15 protein-coding genes are annotated in these 15,629 nt (G+C 63.1%); 6 read left to right on the forward strand and 9 right to left on the reverse strand.

What is annotated here, in order from left to right; genetic code table 11:
* Positions 1-6: 6 nt before the first annotated feature.
* Complete coding sequence (locus tag CKV91_RS10080) at positions 7-912, reverse strand: pyrimidine dimer DNA glycosylase/endonuclease V (protein ID WP_411430999.1); 906 nt, start codon at positions 910-912, stop codon at positions 7-9.
* Positions 913-1,227: 315 nt separating this feature from the next.
* On the opposite strand from CKV91_RS10080, the gene CKV91_RS04475 reads away from it, so the two are divergent.
* On the forward strand, positions 1,228-2,745 hold the full coding sequence (locus CKV91_RS04475) for an MFS transporter (protein WP_021104561.1): 1,518 nt from the start codon (positions 1,228-1,230) through the stop codon (positions 2,743-2,745).
* A 153-nt stretch (positions 2,746-2,898) separates the two neighbouring features.
* On the opposite strand, the gene CKV91_RS04480 is transcribed toward CKV91_RS04475, so the two are convergent.
* Positions 2,899-3,546 carry an HAD-IA family hydrolase gene (locus tag CKV91_RS04480; protein WP_021105942.1) on the reverse strand — a complete coding sequence of 216 codons (648 nt, stop codon included), beginning with the start codon at positions 3,544-3,546 and terminating at the stop codon, positions 2,899-2,901.
* Between the two features lie 138 nt (positions 3,547-3,684).
* Between CKV91_RS04480 and CKV91_RS04485 the strand changes: the two genes are divergently transcribed.
* From CKV91_RS04485 to CKV91_RS04500, 4 genes are all read left to right on the forward strand, one after another.
* Complete coding sequence (locus CKV91_RS04485) at positions 3,685-4,503, forward strand: peptidyl-tRNA hydrolase (protein ID WP_051254905.1); 819 nt, start codon at positions 3,685-3,687, stop codon at positions 4,501-4,503.
* A gap of 52 nt (positions 4,504-4,555) precedes the next feature.
* The gene (locus CKV91_RS04490; RefSeq protein ID WP_021104557.1) at positions 4,556-5,074 is read left to right on the forward strand and encodes a glycine cleavage system transcriptional repressor; all 519 of its coding nucleotides are present in this window, start codon (positions 4,556-4,558) and stop codon (positions 5,072-5,074) included.
* 293 nt (positions 5,075-5,367) lie between these two features.
* Positions 5,368-5,868: a thiol peroxidase gene (tpx, locus tag CKV91_RS04495; RefSeq protein WP_021105944.1), complete on the forward strand. Its 501-nt coding sequence runs from the start codon at positions 5,368-5,370 to the stop codon at positions 5,866-5,868.
* Between the two features lie 390 nt (positions 5,869-6,258).
* Complete coding sequence (locus CKV91_RS04500; RefSeq protein WP_051254906.1) at positions 6,259-7,659, forward strand: amino acid permease; 1,401 nt, start codon at positions 6,259-6,261, stop codon at positions 7,657-7,659.
* A gap of 75 nt (positions 7,660-7,734) precedes the next feature.
* Here the strand turns inward: CKV91_RS04500 and CKV91_RS04505 are convergent, their stop codons facing one another.
* The 3 genes from CKV91_RS04505 to CKV91_RS09795 all read right to left on the reverse strand — a co-directional run bounded on the left by CKV91_RS04505 (position 7,735) and on the right by CKV91_RS09795 (position 10,799).
* Positions 7,735-8,865 carry a nucleotide sugar dehydrogenase gene (locus CKV91_RS04505; RefSeq protein WP_231933840.1) on the reverse strand — a complete coding sequence of 377 codons (1,131 nt, stop codon included), beginning with the start codon at positions 8,863-8,865 and terminating at the stop codon, positions 7,735-7,737.
* Between the two features lie 96 nt (positions 8,866-8,961).
* On the reverse strand, positions 8,962-10,446 hold the full coding sequence (locus tag CKV91_RS04510; RefSeq protein WP_021105947.1) for a tyrosine-protein kinase domain-containing protein: 1,485 nt from the start codon (positions 10,444-10,446) through the stop codon (positions 8,962-8,964).
* A 134-nt stretch (positions 10,447-10,580) separates the two neighbouring features.
* Positions 10,581-10,799: a hypothetical protein gene (locus tag CKV91_RS09795; protein ID WP_231933870.1), complete on the reverse strand. Its 219-nt coding sequence runs from the start codon at positions 10,797-10,799 to the stop codon at positions 10,581-10,583.
* Between CKV91_RS09795 and CKV91_RS04515 the strand changes: the two genes are divergently transcribed.
* On the forward strand, positions 10,738-11,208 hold the full coding sequence (locus CKV91_RS04515) for a low molecular weight phosphatase family protein (RefSeq protein ID WP_231933841.1): 471 nt from the start codon (positions 10,738-10,740) through the stop codon (positions 11,206-11,208). The two genes, CKV91_RS09795 and CKV91_RS04515, sit on opposite strands and share 62 nt — an antisense overlap.
* A 5-nt stretch (positions 11,209-11,213) precedes the next feature.
* On the opposite strand, the gene CKV91_RS04520 is transcribed toward CKV91_RS04515, so the two are convergent.
* The 4 genes from CKV91_RS04520 to CKV91_RS04535 form a co-directional block, all read right to left on the reverse strand.
* Positions 11,214-12,377: a hypothetical protein gene (locus CKV91_RS04520; RefSeq protein ID WP_021105949.1), complete on the reverse strand. Its 1,164-nt coding sequence runs from the start codon at positions 12,375-12,377 to the stop codon at positions 11,214-11,216.
* A gap of 133 nt (positions 12,378-12,510) precedes the next feature.
* On the reverse strand, positions 12,511-13,575 hold the full coding sequence (locus CKV91_RS04525; protein ID WP_021105950.1) for a polysaccharide pyruvyl transferase family protein: 1,065 nt from the start codon (positions 13,573-13,575) through the stop codon (positions 12,511-12,513).
* On the reverse strand, positions 13,572-14,594 hold the full coding sequence (locus tag CKV91_RS04530) for a glycosyltransferase family 4 protein (RefSeq protein WP_021104548.1): 1,023 nt from the start codon (positions 14,592-14,594) through the stop codon (positions 13,572-13,574). Before CKV91_RS04530 ends, CKV91_RS04525 begins: the two co-directional genes overlap by 4 nt.
* Entirely contained in the window at positions 14,591-15,583 is a 993-nt protein-coding gene (locus tag CKV91_RS04535) for a glycosyltransferase (RefSeq protein ID WP_162141733.1), read from the reverse strand. The genes CKV91_RS04530 and CKV91_RS04535 overlap by 4 nt, the downstream gene beginning before the upstream one ends.
* Between the last annotated feature and the right edge of the window lie 46 nt (positions 15,584-15,629).

The raw sequence follows: 15,629 nt of genomic DNA on the forward strand, positions 1-15,629 counted from the left end.
TCGATGCTACCCGGCCCACTGGAATCGGCATGGCCCACCCTGGGAACAGCAGTGCCTATCGCACCTCCCAGTCGGCGATGGGGCCATCAATGACGCGGAACAACGGGTGGGGTGTCGGTTCTGACGTCGGTAACTGCTCGAGACGTTCGGGGCTGCGTCTGGCCAGCTTGCGGCGCAGATGCTCCAGCTCGTAGTCGAGCTGGCCACGAGTGACGTCGATGTGATCGGTGAGACGCGCGACGTCGTCGATGCGGGTGGCGCCATAGGAGAAGCCGCGGCTGGTCGCCTCGACGTGGATGCCGTCCAGAAAGGCAGCGACGGCCCCAGCGGATCGGTGCTCTCGCGGAACCGGTTGAGCTGCGGGTGGCGGGTGTAGCCACGGGTGCGTCCGGTCAGAGCGGCCTGTGCCAGCAGCGCCTCCCGCCAGCACGCCGTGAGACCGGCAGTGTCAAGGTACTGGGGATGCAGCGACCACAGGCGCATGATTTCCTCCTTCGGTTCGAGTGGGCATGGGGACAATGGTGCTGAAAGACGTCCAGCGCGACGGATGCCCCAACGGCACAGTACAAGGCAGAGGAGACTGAGCTTGACGGGGAGGGGCTGAGCCTGACACCCACCTCTCACCTCGCATGTGTCGGTGATTACTCCTGTGGGCTTGCCGCTGGCCGGGCCGGCGAAGTTCTGCCCACGGTTCCAGCGTCGTGGCGGCCCACGGCCCGTGTCGCCCAGGACATGCCCCGATCTGGTCGCTGCCACCATGCCTATCCAGATCGAGGGTCTATCCAGATCCAGGCGGAAGCCAGAGCCTGAGCGGGTGGGAGTGCTGGTGTGCTCGTGGATTGCAGACACATCGGTCATGACCGACGACAGGCCAACGACAGATGAGTGGCCCCGGGCTTTCCGACACTCCATCGACGTGTGACATAATGCTGTATGGTTGTGGCTCGCTCATCGACTTCACGTCCACTGGGCGACGATCCATGCAGGGAATGGATCGTGACCGTTGATCGACACTTCGACGGCAGCCCCAACTCAGGCCGGCGACGCAACGGCGTTGCAGGCGACGGTACGTGTGGAGCACCTGCTCCACTGTGAGATCTGTGGGTTGACGCGGTTTTCCGGCTCGTCGACCGAGGCTCAACACGTTTGATGAACTGCCCGGCCACATCAGGCTGACGTGTGGTTTTCCGTGCTGGGCGCGTGCCGTCACTCCGGACGAAAGGCATTATGGCGGTCAACAACACCGATCCTTCCACGCCCCAGAACAAGCACAAACATCACGGATTCCCGCATCCACATCGGCACCATCGCCGCAAATTGCGGGTGGAGGACGTCAACGTCGTCGATCAAAAGGTGCTGCGTGAAGCAGTCGCCGGTACGGTGGTCGGCAACCTCATGGAGTGGTACGACGTTGGCGTCTACGGCTATCTTGCCGTGCTCATCGGTCACATCTTCCTGCCGGAAGCAACTCAGACCGTGCAGAACCTGTTCTCGCTGGGTGTGTTCGCGGTGACGTTCATCGCTCGTCCCCTGGGCGGCATCATCCTGGGCCAGCTTGGTGACCGGCTGGGGCGGCAGCGTGTGTTGGCGTTCACCCTCATCATGATGGCCACGGCGACCTTCCTCATCGGTGTGCTGCCCGGATACTCCAAGATCGGGTATTGGGCTCCCGCCCTGCTCATCTTCCTCAAACTGGTTCAGGGGTTCTCCACCGGTGGGGAGTATGCCGGCGCGACGACGTTCATCACGGAATACGCACCGGACCGGAAACGTGGTTTCTACGCCTCCCTGCTCGATCTCGGCTCCTACATGGGCTTCGCCGTCGGCGCTGCGTTCGTCTCGATCCTGCAGCTGACCATCTCGGATGCCTCGATGGAGGGATTCGCCTGGCGTATTCCATTCCTGGTGGCCCTGCCCCTGGGCGGCGTGGCCATCTACTTCCGAATGCGTATCGAGGACACTCCGGCATACCGCCAGGCCCAGGAGTCCGCTGCACAGGAGGGCCAGGAGAAACTCAACAAGGGCGTGGGCGGTTTGGTCAAGGCCTACTGGCGCGAGCTCATCATCGCCTTCGTGCTCGTCTCGGCAGCCAACACCCTCGGTTACGCCGTGACCTCCTACATGCCGACCTATCTGACGACCACGCTGCATTACGATGCTGCGCACGGCAACCTGCTCACCCTGCCGGTGCTCGTCCTGCTCTCCCTGTCCATCCCGTTGTCGGGCCGGCTGTCCGACCGTGTCGGACGCCGTCGCGTGCTGTTCTTCGGATCGGGATCGGCCGTCGTCCTGGCATTGCCCGCATTCCTGTTGCTCGGCAAGGGAAGTGCCGCGACGACCATGCTCGGTGTGCTGCTGCTGGCCATCCCGGTCTCGCTCTACGTGTCGAACCTGGCATCCTCGTTGCCGGCGTTGTTCCCCACCTCGTCGCGCTACGGCGGCATGGGACTGTCGTACAACCTGGCCGTGGCCCTGTTCGCCGGCACCGCTCCGTTCATCATGGAGGCGCTGGTCTCGGCGACGGGTAGCGCCTTGGCTCCGGCCTACTGGATCATGGGCACCTCGGTGGCCGGATTCATTGCCGTGGTCATCATGGAGGAGTCAGCGAAGAAGCCCATGCCCGGTGCCATGCCGACGGTATCCAGCACCGAGGAGGCCCACGAGCTCATCGCCAACCAGGACGAGAACCCAGACTTGGACGTGGACAAGATCATTGCCGAGTCCGAGGTGAAGCTCGCCGACTGACGATGACATGTCCTCCCACGTGATGAGGCCAGCTCCTTTGGGCTGGCCCCATCGTCGTTTTCGGGGAGGCCGGTTGATCAGGTGAGGTTGGTTGGGCCAAGGCGTCAGCGAAAGTGCATTTCCCACGAGTGGGCCTGCCAGGCCCTCTGCTCCTCAGCCGATGAGCCCGCTCAGCTGGGCGAGGCTCTCGATGTGATACTCGGCATCGGTGCTCAGCGCCCCGGTGGGATCCAGCAGGGCGGCCGGGCAGTCGGCAGCATGGGCGGCGTCGACGTCGATCTGACGGTCCCCGACGCACAGCACCTCATCAGGACGCAGTCCGTGCCGACCCAGTAGAAGCAGGTTCATGGCGGGTGAGGGCTTGCGGTCCACCCCGTCCGGGGCGCAGACCAGGTCGTCGGCCCTCATGTCCACAGCGGTGAAAAGGCTCTGCGCGCTGGTGCGGTCCCGATGCGTCGCCACCAGATTGAGGCCACCCGAGTCATGCACCTGTGCCATGATCGCTCGGGCACCGGGCATCACCGGGGCCGGTTGCGTCCGCCACCGCTCCTTGAGGTCGGCATAGGCCTGCTTCAGAACGCCGACGTCCATCTGGTGGCGGGTGGCAAGGGTCTGGATGGCGTGGTCGATGGAGACCATCGTCAACTCGGTCACGGCCTCGGTCGTGACGTGATCCGGCACAGACCCGCCGGGGGAGCGCGATGCATCCACGTGGTCATTCACGCAGGATGCCAGCGTCCTGGCGACCTGCGGGTAGGTGTCGATGAGTGTGCCGCCCATGTCCCAGATGATGTTGCGCATTGATTCCAGTGTGGCAGACGGGCAACAGCGGCGGCCACCCCGCCCTCGCGCCCGCGGCCATGCCAGCTGCAGCCCGGCATAGAGTGGAGGTCTGTGAGCGCTGCGACGAAACCCGAACACGAACCCGACCCGTGGGCGATGGATGTGGTGGTGCTGCGTGACAAGCACCGCCCGGCACGTCGCGTCGACGCCTGCGAAGCAGCTGCCCGAGCAGTCGTCAGCCTGTTGGACGATCCGCGTTGCCAGCCCGACGGGCCATGGTGGCAGGCGGTCCAGCACTGGGAGAACACCCGAATCCGCAAGATCGTACGCCGTGCCGACGGCAAACGCTGGACGGACGTCCAGGAGGTGGCCGGAATCACCGTCACCCAGCCGGCTCCAGATGACGACCATGACGCCGCTGCCGTTCGTGCCATCGTCCCGGCGCCGGTGGGTGGCCAGCCCAGGGCAGTCAACAAGTTGCAGATCAGTGGCACCCACCTGCCAGACGATGGTGTCTCGGCCAGCTCCGACGCGATCGTCACCATCGAGATCAATCCGATGATCGAGATGACGACTGGCAAGGCCTGCGCGCAGTGCGGCCACGCGGCCCAACGTGCGTATCGCATCCTTCAGGAGTCCCAGACACAGGAATCGTCCCAGAAGACCTGGGGCGACGATGATGAGCAGCGAGCACAGGGGCTGCACGGTCACGTCGTTCCCGCGCCGCAGCAGAGGTGCGATCAGGTACATGGTCAGCTGCAGGAGGGTGGCGAAGCAGAGATCCTGCGATGTTGGCGTGCCGACCGATTTCGGGTGCGCGTCGTCGCACCAACCGTCGAGCAGTGGCAGGAACACACGCGTCCGGTGGAGATCATCGATGCCGGGTTCACCGAGTTCGACGGTCCCACAGCCACCACTCGCGCCTACTGGCATGCCATGTGCGCCCCCGAATCCGGGGTGCATTCCGAGGGTTGAGATCATCGCCGATCCGCGCCGATTCTGCTGCGAGGAGAGATATTCTCGGCACATGACACAGCTCCTTCTCACAGCGGTCGGTGTGGACCATCCCGGATTCGTCGCTGCGATGTCGACGACGGTTGCCGAGCACGGCGGCAACTGGCTCGGCAGTCGAATGGCCCGTCTGGCTGGTGCCTTCGCCGGAATCGTCCTGGTCGACGTCCCCGCAGACCATGTTTCAGACCTCAGTACCGCCCTTGACGAGCTCGCCTCCCAAGGGGTGAGGATCACCATCACCTCCACCGACGAGGCCTCCGAGCCGGACCAGCTCGTCCTCAAGGTGCGTCTCACCGGTCATGATCGGCCGGGCATCGTGCGTCAGGTCACGAGTACGTTCGCCGACCTTGGCGTGACGATCGACGACATGCAGACCAGTTTGCGTGACGCTCCGATGGGTGATGGGGTGCTGTTCGAGGCCGAGGTGCTGTGCCGTATCACCGGCGCCACGACCCAGGACGATCTCCAGCAGGCCCTGGAGAACATTGCTGCCGAACTCATGGTCGACATCACCGTCGTCAACCGTAACTGAGGTTCACCGGGATCCTCTGACCAGGGCTGTCTGGTGGCTCGCATCCGGCTGTGTGGCTGAACCCTGGTGGGCGGGGTGACGTATCAACACGACGAGTCGCCCTCGATGTGTCTGGATCGTCCTCGCCCGCCGTACGCGTGGTCCTGCTTGGGAATCCGCGCCCGACTGCTGCTGCTGGCGTTTGCGCCGCCGCACGCGTGGCCCTGTCTGGTACGCATGGTGCGAGTTTCGCTGCCAGCCGGTCTGTGAGCGAATGTCTTGTACCACTTGGCTCTGTGCGCAAAAATGTGTACATGGCGACTACTGCTTTCAAAGGTGCCCCTGTCACGACCGTTGGCGAGCTGCCCACCGTTGGTCAGCCCGCACCAATTTTTGACCTCGTCGGAACCGACCTGGCCCCGGTCACTCGCGAATCGTTGCCTGGCCGCATCGTCCTCAACATCTTCCCCAGCATCGACACTGGCGTGTGCGCTCAGAGCGTGCGCACCTTCAACGAGAAGGCTGCCGGCCTCGACGCAGTGAGCGTGCTGTGCGTCTCCAACGACCTTCCGTTCGCCCAGAGCCGGTTCTGTGGAGCCGAAGGCATCGAGAATGTCACCGTCGCCTCGGGATTTCGGTCCACCTTCGGAGACGATTTCGGGGTCACGATGAGTGACGGCCCCCTCGCCGGCCTGCTTGCCCGCTCGATCGTCGTCCTGGACGAGGATGGCACGGTGGTTCACACCCAGCTGGTTGATGACATCGCTTCCGAGCCGGACTACTCCGCTGCTCTGGACGCGGTACAGGGCAAGTGAGGCCAGCTCTGTTTTCTGTTCTCAGGGCGCTAGGGCCGGGGTGATCATCATATGGTCACCGAGCTCTGACCAGCGTGGATTCGCGTGGAGTCACTGCCGCCCAGTCCATGCCCAGGAGGTGGCTCCTACCCAGATCGGCTTCGGCATGTCGCTTCAGGTGCCTCACAAATTGTCCTCGAGACGCCCAAATCCCTTTTTCACCAAGTATCCTGTCTGCCTACCGCGTCCACTGGACGTGAACAGTCAGTCGTGCATCGGAGGATCTCGGCGTGATCGATGAAGGAAGTGGCCGTGCCCTCGGTAGACAACTCATCCAGTGACCACCAGCCTCCCAACGAAGTTGCGTCTGAATCCCATGACGAACTCCAGCGTGGTCTCGACTCGCGTCACATGAACATGATCGCCATTGGCGGCGCAATCGGGACCGGGCTCTTCCTCGCCTCAGGTGCGACGATCTCCCAGGCTGGTCCGGGTGGGGCGTTGGTGGCCTTCGTCGTCATCGGCCTCATGGTCTTCCTGCTCATGCAGTCCCTGGGCGAGATGAGTGCCCTCATGCCGGTCCCCGGTGCCTTCGAGACCTACGCGACGCGGTTCGTCTCACCCTCCTTCGGATTCGCCCTGGGATGGAACTACTGGTTCAACTGGGCCATCACCGTAGCTGCTGAACTGTCGGCTGCCGGTATCGTCATGCAGTACTGGCTTCCGGACAGTCCCGGATGGGTGTGGTCCGTCATCTTCCTCACCATCCTCGTCGTGCTCAACCTGCTCTCGGCGCGGGCGTACGGTGAGGGTGAGTTCTGGTTCGCCATCGTCAAGGTGATCGCGGTCATCGTCTTCCTCATCGTGGGGGTCCTCATGATCGCCGGTATCATGGGCGGCTCGTCGCCAGGGACCTCCAACTGGACGACGGGGGATGCCCCATTCGTCAACGGATTCGGGGGAGTGATGACCGTCTTCCTCGTTGCGGGATTCTCCTTCCAGGGAACCGAGCTCATCGGTGTTGCCGCGGGGGAGTCCAAGGACCCCCGTAGCGCCGTGCCGAAGGCCACCCGACAGATTTTCTGGCGAATCATGATCTTCTACATCGGCACGGTCATCGTCATGGGATTCCTTCTGCCCTACACCAATGAGAACCTGCTGGCCGGTGAACTCACCCAGGTTGCCATGAGCCCGTTCACCATCGTGCTCAAGCAGGCGGGAATTGGCATTGCTGCCTCCCTCATGAATGCCGTCATCCTCACAGCGATCCTCTCGGCAGGAAATTCCGGGCTCTACGCGTCCACCCGCATGCTCTATGCCCTCGCCAAGGATGGCAAGGCGTCCGCGATCTTCTCGCGTACCAGCAAGCGCGGGGTTCCGGTGCCGGCCATGGCACTCACCACCGTGGTCGCAGCCTCGTGCTTCCTGTCCAGCCTGGTGGGCGATGGCACTGCCTACACCTGGTTGGTGAGTGTCTCGAGTCTCTGTGGATTCATCGTGTGGTTGGGCATTGCCGTGAGTCATTTTCAGTTTCGCCGCGCCTACCTCAAACAGGGCAACAGCTTGGACGACCTACCATTCCTTGCCCGGTGGTACCCGGTTGGTCCGATCCTTGCCTTCGCACTGTGTCTCACGATCACGGTGGGTCAAGGCTGGAACGCGGTCCAGGGGGCCGATTGGCGAGGCATCCTCGTTGCCTACGTCGGGATTTTCGCCTTCGTCGCCGTGTGGCTCATCCACAAGCTCGTCACTGGGTCGAGGAGGGCTGACCTCGCCACTGCGAGTTTCGACATCGACGAGGATCTCAACTGAGGAGTGCGGTTGACAGCCCCGGCCCTGGAGTCCCAGCTCTGGAAGCCCCAGTCCTGCCCGAGCAGTCTGGAGGTCTCAGTCCTGCCCGAACAGATCGCGGGTGTAGACCTTGCCTGCCACGTCGGCGAGTTCCGGGGACATCCGATTGGCGATGATGACGTCACACTCGGCCTTGAAGGACTCGAGGTCACGGGTGACGGGAGAGCGGAAGAACTCGTCGCCCTCGAAGGTGGGCTCATAGACCTCCACCGGGATGCCCTTGGCCTTGACACGCTTCATGACCCCTTGGATCGATGACGAACGGAAGTTGTCCGATCCGGATTTCATGACGAGACGGTAGACACCGACCCGTGCCGGATTTCGGGCGACGATGTCGGCAGCGATGAAGTCCTTGCGCACCGTGTTGGAGTCGACGATGGCCTGGATGAGGGTTTGCGGAACGTCCTGGTAATTGGCGAGCAGCTGACGGGTGTCCTTGGGCAGGCAGTAGCCTCCGTAGCCGAAGGACGGGTTGTTGTAGTGGCCCCCGATCCGAGGGTCGAGGCACACCCCGTCGATCACCTGGCGGGTGGACAGTCCGCGTTGGGAGGCGTAGGTGTCGAGTTCGTTGAAGAACGACACCCGCATTGCCAGGTAGGTGTTGGCGAACAGTTTGATGGCCTCGGCCTCGGTGGAGCCGGTGAGTAGCACGGGCACGTCATCGGCGAGAGCGCCCTCCAACAGCAGATCGGCGAACCTGGCAGCGCGTGGCTCCGTGGAGCCGACGATGATCCGTGAGGGATGAAGGTTGTCCTGCAATGCCTTGCCCTCCCGCAGGAACTCCGGTGAGAAGACGATCTGCATGTGCGGGTACTGCTTGCGCAGGGTTGTCGTGTAGCCCACCGGGATCGTCGACTTGATGACGAGCATCGTCTCGGGGCAGATCTGTGAGACGAGTTCGACGACCGAGTCCACGCTGGAGGTGTCGAAGTAGTTCTGGTCGGGATCGTAGTTGGTCGGGGTGGCGACGACGACGTATTCGGCATCGGCATAGGCCTGCTGCGGATCGGTCGTCGCAGTGAGGTCCAGCGGACGATCGGCCAGGTACTGCGAGATCTGTGGGTCGACGATCGTCGAGCGCCCCTCGTTGACCAGTCGTACGCGGTCTGCATCGATGTCGAGTGCAATGACGTGGTTGTGTTGGGCCAGCAGCACGGCATTGGCCATTCCGACGTATCCCAGGCCTACAACGGCGATTTTCACGGAGGCTCCCAAGAGGTTGTGTGTGACGGCAGGGCCGCCACACTCGGACGTCATCTCATCCTAGACGTGTGGCACCTTCCTCTGCTGTTGGGACTCGTCCGTCATGTCGTGCGTCTCCCCGCTGTCCTCAGGACTCGTGGTGGAGTCGGTCCGCGGCGTCTTGTCGGTGGATGCCCGGTAGTTGCTGTCGTACTTGGAGTATCCGTAGCCATATGCCGAACCTCCGTATCGCAGATTCGACAGTTTCGAGGAATCGGCACGGTTCAGGACGATGCCGGACACCAGACCTCCGGCATCCTCGATGGCGGAGACCGTGTTCTCAACCTGGTCCACGGTGGTACGTCCCACGTGTGCCACGACGATGACGTTGTCTGCCAGCCGGGAGAGGATCACTGAGTCGGTCACGGGCAGCACTGGTGGGGCGTCAATGATGACGACATGGTCCTGGGCCAGGAAGGACACCAACTCGGACATGTGCTGGGAGCCGAGCAGTTCCGAGGGATTCGGTGGGGTGTCGGTGCAGGGCAGGATACTCAACCCGGCAGTTGACGTGGTTCGCAGTGCCTGCTCCAGGGGTGCTGCTCCGATGAGGACCTCGGGGAGCCCCAGGCCGTCCTCGAGATCGAAACTCCGCTGTACTCCCGGGCGGCGTAGATCGGCATCGACAAGGATGACGTCCTCACCGGCAAGGGCCATCACCTTGGCCAAGTTTCCGGCCACCGAGGACTTTCCCTCTCCTTGCACTGATGATGTGACGAGAATGACCTTGGATCTGTTGTCGATCATCGCGTAGCGAAGATTCGTGCGTAGCTTTCTGATGGCCTCGGCTGCTTTGAAGTCATCGGTGGAATCAGCTGAAATCGCTGCGACCGTCGACGAGGCCGGAATGGTGGCAAGAATGGGTTTGTCGACACGGTCGGTGACATCGTGCACCGTGTGCACACGCCGATCGGTCAATTGTCGGATGCCGGCCACGACGTATCCCAGCAGGATTCCGGCCAGGAGACCGGCGATGACGTACTTCGCTGGTGATGGTGCCTTCTTCACCTGCGAAAGGTCAGCGGGAGTCATCATGACCACCTGGACTGGGGATTTCTCTCCCTCGAGGTTCTTCACCTGCTTGGCGGATTCCGAGATGACTGAATTGGCTATGTTCCTGGCCGTATCGGCGGAGTCCGCGGTGGCGGTGACCTTGATGGTCAAGGAGTTGGCCTCATTGCTGGCAGTGATGTTCGATGCAAGGGCATCGGGCGTCATGGACAGTCCGAGGTCATGAATGACCTGCTGCGCCACCGTCTGTGACGTGAACACGGTGACGAATGCCTTCGCCTTCTGACTCGCCAGCTGGGAGGCACTGTAGTAGTTGTCCGTCGAGCCGTTGGTCGACGATGCAACGGAGACACGGACATACGCCGTGGCACTGGCGGTGTACGTGGCGGGAGTGGTGAGAAGAAGACCGACACCAGCGGCAACCCCCAGAAGGGTGCACAAGAGAATCGTCACGAGGCGTCGCCGGGTCAGCTTGACGAAGTTGGTGAATTTCATGCCGTCCTGTCCGTCCAGGTGTGTGATCGGGGTTGAGTATGGGGAAGTCGCGATGCGGTAGCCGATGAGGCAGGTCTAGGGTGAGGATGAGCTCGTCGTGAGCCAACGTGCGGTTTGGCCCGGAACCGTACTGTTCATACCAGGGATCGTCGTACTGGCCCAAGGGAGATGAGGATGAGCAATCCGCCACGCTGGCTCCGAACTGGAGCCGTCCGGAACCAGGTGTCTGGGTCGACGCTCCTGTTCGTCTGTACGGGGAACATCTGCCGGTCGGCATTCGCTGCAGCGGCGTTGCGAGCACGTGTGGGGGATCGTGCCGACACGTGTGTGGCCTCGGCCGGGATTCGTGCCATGCAGGGATGGCCCATGGATCCGGGAATGGCGCGAGCTGGAGCAGAACTCGGTTTGGCCCTCGGGGATCACGAAGCCCGCCAGGTGACGGGGAGGATGATTGCGAACACTGCGGCTGTCGTGGTGTTCGGCCCTGAGCACCGCGCATGGATGAGGCAGGAGTTCCCCGAGCACATGGGCCGTGTCGTGGCGATCGGGCAGGTGGCGCGTGGTCTCGGTACGCTTCCTCGGAGCGGACGACTGCCATTGACACACGTTGTCGAGGCGGTCACCAGTGACGCTCCGCGCATCGTTGATGCTGACTGGATCGATGATCCCTATGGGCATGACGACAGCGTCAAGATGATCTGTGCCAAGCGCATCCTGGCTGACGTCGACATTCTTGCGACGCGTGTCGACTGGGGAGACTAGGCCGGTCATCTGCCCTCCTCTCGTTTGGCACGCACACAAGCGATCTCGAACAGTACGCACGATGCTGCTTCAGCCAGGACGAATGCGCACAGCACCCCGGTCGTCGTCGGTCTGGCAGCGAGCGCTGCGAGGACGCCACCAATGTATGCAGCGGTGGTGAGGCTCCTCAGCACCAGGACCGTCGCGCCACGCCCCAAGCGTCGCAAGGTGGTGAAGGGGATGGTCGACACGACCGTGACGAACTTCCAGATCATGGCAACGACGAGCATGAGCATCGTCACCGTGTCCCAGCCGGGGCCCAGCGCGAGACGCAGGATGCCGCAGATCTGCATGATGAGGATGGCTCCGCTGGATGCGACGATGAGGACGGTTGACAGCATGATGTCGGCCCTGGAGTGCCGGTCGAGGAGTCTGAGCCTGAGGTAGTACAGGATTGGCGAGATGACGTTGGCGATGGTCATCACGAATTTCAGACCCGTGGCGGCACTCGGGCCGAGCCCGTGGTAGGCGAGTTTGAGCGCGACGGGTTGGACCAGCCCTATGATTGCCGTCTCCGCCACGACCCACCACTGTGCTCCTCGAACTGGCTGGAATCCTGTCCAGCGTCCTGGCATGCGGATGGCGATGGCGATGGCCACGGCAATGGCGACCCCCACATGGAGTGCCACAGTACTTTTGCAGACGAGCACGAGGACGACCGAGACGAACAGGACGGTTCCCACCACGAGCTCACGCTGCCAGCCTCCCTGGAGTACGGCGGCGGCGCGGGCGCACTCCAGTGATGGGAGCATGAGGAAAAGCCCGACGGTGGCCACCGCAAGGTGCCCGGCCCCGAGTGCCCAGACGGCGCAGCCCACGAAGCCAACGAGATAGAGGAGGGTCGGCAGCTGGGGACGATGGCCGGACTTGCCGAACAGCGGTGCCTCGACGAGTGCTGCTCCCGTCACCTGTGCCACATAGGCGGTCATGGCGAGACGAACGGCGAGCTGACCCACGGAGACGCTGTCGTAGAGATAACCGGCACCGCTGAGAATGCCGATCGGGATGACTGCGGCCATCCCGGCCGAGGCAATGCTCGCCAACTTGCTGACCAGGGACATCACCTTGGTACGGGTGGAGGAATGCCCTGCCGACCCGGTCTCTGGTGTGGTGGACGTGGGTGCGCTCATGAGGATCGTCGTCCTGCCATGACGTGTCCGCGGAGATTCTCGAAGGAAGCAGACAGGAGGTTTCGCGCCCGGCAGCTCTGTCGGCTGCTGCCCAGGCCCAGGGTGTCGATGAGAATGCGCTCGGCGGTTGCTGTCACGGGCGGGCCCCCACCGTCGCGGTGTGCATGGCTGTCACGATGGCCCGGCGTGAGGCGTGAAGCCGCTCCTGGGCACGTGCGACGCACTCGTCGTAGCGGGAGCGAGCCGCTGGGCTCTGTTGTAGGGCGCGTACCTGGTTGGCCACCGTGGCGGGGCTGAACGAGTAGACGTTGTGCACGTACTCGGTCAGACCGAGATCCTCGAACGCCCCGAATCCCTTGCGCTCGTAGGACAGGTGGACAACGTAGTGTCCGGCGGCCAGGGCCATGATGGCACCATGCAGACGAACGGAGACGACGACGCGGGCGCGGTCCAGAGCCTGCAACCCCGCTTGGTCAAAGAGTTCCCCGGTGGCGATCCTGCTCGTCGTGGGTGCGTCATTGTTGGCCCCCACAGCACTTTGCACCAGTCCGTCGACGGGGCCTACGAGCCTGGCCAGCTCTGCGACGGACTGGTTCGCATGTCCGCGTAGGGTTCGGCTGCCAACAATGGGCAATGCCATGTCGTCGAAAGGCAGCTGGATGCGGTTGAGGCTCAGCAAGGCGCAGTCGGGGGCACGGTGAGCGTGATCCATACGGCACTGGGCGATCGACCGATCGTCTCGCAACCACGCATGGTCCATGCGCGACATCATTCGGGGAACGACGTGTCTGGAGAGCGGACCGAACGGGCCACAGCTCTGGGGCAGGTAGACGGTTGGAGTCGTGGTCCTGGACGCGAGGTACAGCTGCGGTACGTGGACCAGCCAGCTCTTGAGTGCTTCGATGGGCTGGCCGAAGCGCAGATATGCTCCGCCCACCCCCACGACGAGATCGTATGAGTCCAGGTGGGAAATACGACGAAGATAATCCCGGCTCAGGCCGTGACGTGTGGGTTTCGTCGAGATGCAGGTCGTGCGAGGCAGACGCAGCTCGGCGAAGTCCTCGGCGCGGGAGGCGAAAAGATCGATGTCGACCTCTGAGCCCAGGGACTCGTGGATGAAGGTGAGGGCTTCCTGCACGAGGAGGCCGTCGCCTGAGTTCCTGGGACTGTATGCGTGGAGCAGGGCGACACGTGTCATGCGCACAGCCTTCGGTAGACGTTGATGTGGGCGTCGATCGATCGATCCCAGCTGAATTGACGTGCCCATTCCGGGCCATCATGGCGAACCTTCTGCAGCCATGCCGTGTCGGCCAGAGCTCGCGCCAGACCATCGGCGATGGCCTCCCGCGAGGTGTCCTCGATCACGGCAGACGGGCCGGCGACCTCGGCCAGGGACCCATTCCTGGTGCAGGCCACAGGCGTACCAGCACCGAGCGCCTCCAGCACGGGCAGACCGAAACCTTCGTAATGGCTCGGGAACACGAAGATCGCGCAGTGTTGGTAGAGCCACATGCGTTCCTCGTCGCTCACGAATCCCAGGTACTCGATGTTGTCACGAGCCTCGAAGGCGCGAATGGATTCCTCGAAGTCCCACGCTTTGCGCCCGGCGACGACGAGTTTCATTCCGGTGAGGTCCGGTGAGTCGAATGCCTCGGCGAGGGCGACGAGATTCTTGCGAGGCTCGACATTTCCCAGATACAGCACGAAAGGCTCGTGCTCGAGGTGGGACAGCCGCTCCGGTGGCTCCGACGGACCTGCCGTGATCTTCGGGTCGAATCCGTGCGGAATGACGGTGATGTCGTCCGGATCGACGCCGAACACGTCACGGATGTCGTTCGCACTGGAGTGGGAGACGGTGATGACGTGGTCGCACAGGTGGATTGCCGCCCTCACCCGCGCGGTCCACACGGCCTGGGCACGGCGGCTGCGGGACACGGTCGTCCATCGGGATGCCAGACCATGCACTGTCACGACGCTGGGGCGTCGGAGAGGAAGGAGTGGCCCGGTGTCGGCGATGTAGTGGATGACCTGCACCTGCTGGGGTGGATTCACGCCGTAGAGCGATTCCCGGAGAGCAGTCAACGGGGCTGATGAGGCGTACGGGATGTGCTCGATCTCAACCCCCCGCTCGATGAGACCGGATTCGAGATTGCGAGCGTAGGTGGTGTTGCCGCCGACATTTCGCTCGATGAAACGTCCCGAGAGGCTGACTCTCATGATGCCCTCCTGTGGTTGTCCGGGGAGGATGGGGTGCTCTGTGGAGTGTAGACCTCGAGCAGAGCCGCCCGCTGTGCCTCAGATGTGTTGTGGTTCAGATGGGCGGACCACAACGCGTAGTTGCTCCGACGTGCTGATTCGTCCGCCACGAGTGACACGAGGGCCTTGGCGATCTCGGACGGGTTCGATCCGCGGACGCCGGAGGGGGCGTCATACAGGTACGCGGCATCCCGAGCGATGATGGGAAGTCCCATGGCGTGGGCCTCGAGGATGGCGACGGGGAATCCCTCCCAGCGCCCAGGATGGAGGTAGGCGCTGGACTTCTCGAGTCTGACCATGATGTCTGCGGCGTCGAGCCATCCCGTGACCTTGATTCCGTGCCGACGTAGGGCGGCCACGCCATCAGGATCGCCGTCCCCGATCCACTGGATCGTCGTTTCGCGGTCGCTTCGTGCGAGCTCGTCTGCCACGCGACAGATGAACTCGGGGTCCCGTTGGGGGACGATACGGCCCATGACGGTGACAACACGGTGTTCTGGCAATGACTGCACCGCGTCATGGGTGTGGAATTGTGCAGCCGCGACATTGGGCACGAAGACGGTCCGTCTGGCATGCATGTCGTGGGCGAGTTTCTGCTCCCGTGTGCTGCACGCGGCAATGACCTCCGTGTTGCGTGTCAGAAGGGCTTCAGCGGCGTGTATGGCTGCGCGCTTCACCGGCCCGATGTCAAGTCTTTCGAAGCCGTAGGCATGCGGTGTGTACACCACTCGGTGTCGAGGGCTGTTGCGGATGGCGAGACGCACGTAGACTCCAGCGAAACTGGAGTGGGCGTGGATGATGTCGGGTTGCCATGCGACGACCAGGGAGCGGATGGCTCTGATACGGGCGAGGTGTCCGTCGGGCAGAGCATGAACCTCCAGGAACTTCTCGTCAGGTGCGTTGAGGTCACCACGTGAACGACCCAGTGTTCCGAGGAGTCCATGATCCATCTCCGGGATGTCACCTGCATAGGACAGAATGGCGCTCCGAGTACCG

Origin of the sequence: Cutibacterium granulosum, assembly GCF_900186975.1 — a bacterium.
Taxonomy (GTDB): Bacteria; Actinomycetota; Actinomycetes; order Propionibacteriales; family Propionibacteriaceae; genus Cutibacterium; species Cutibacterium granulosum.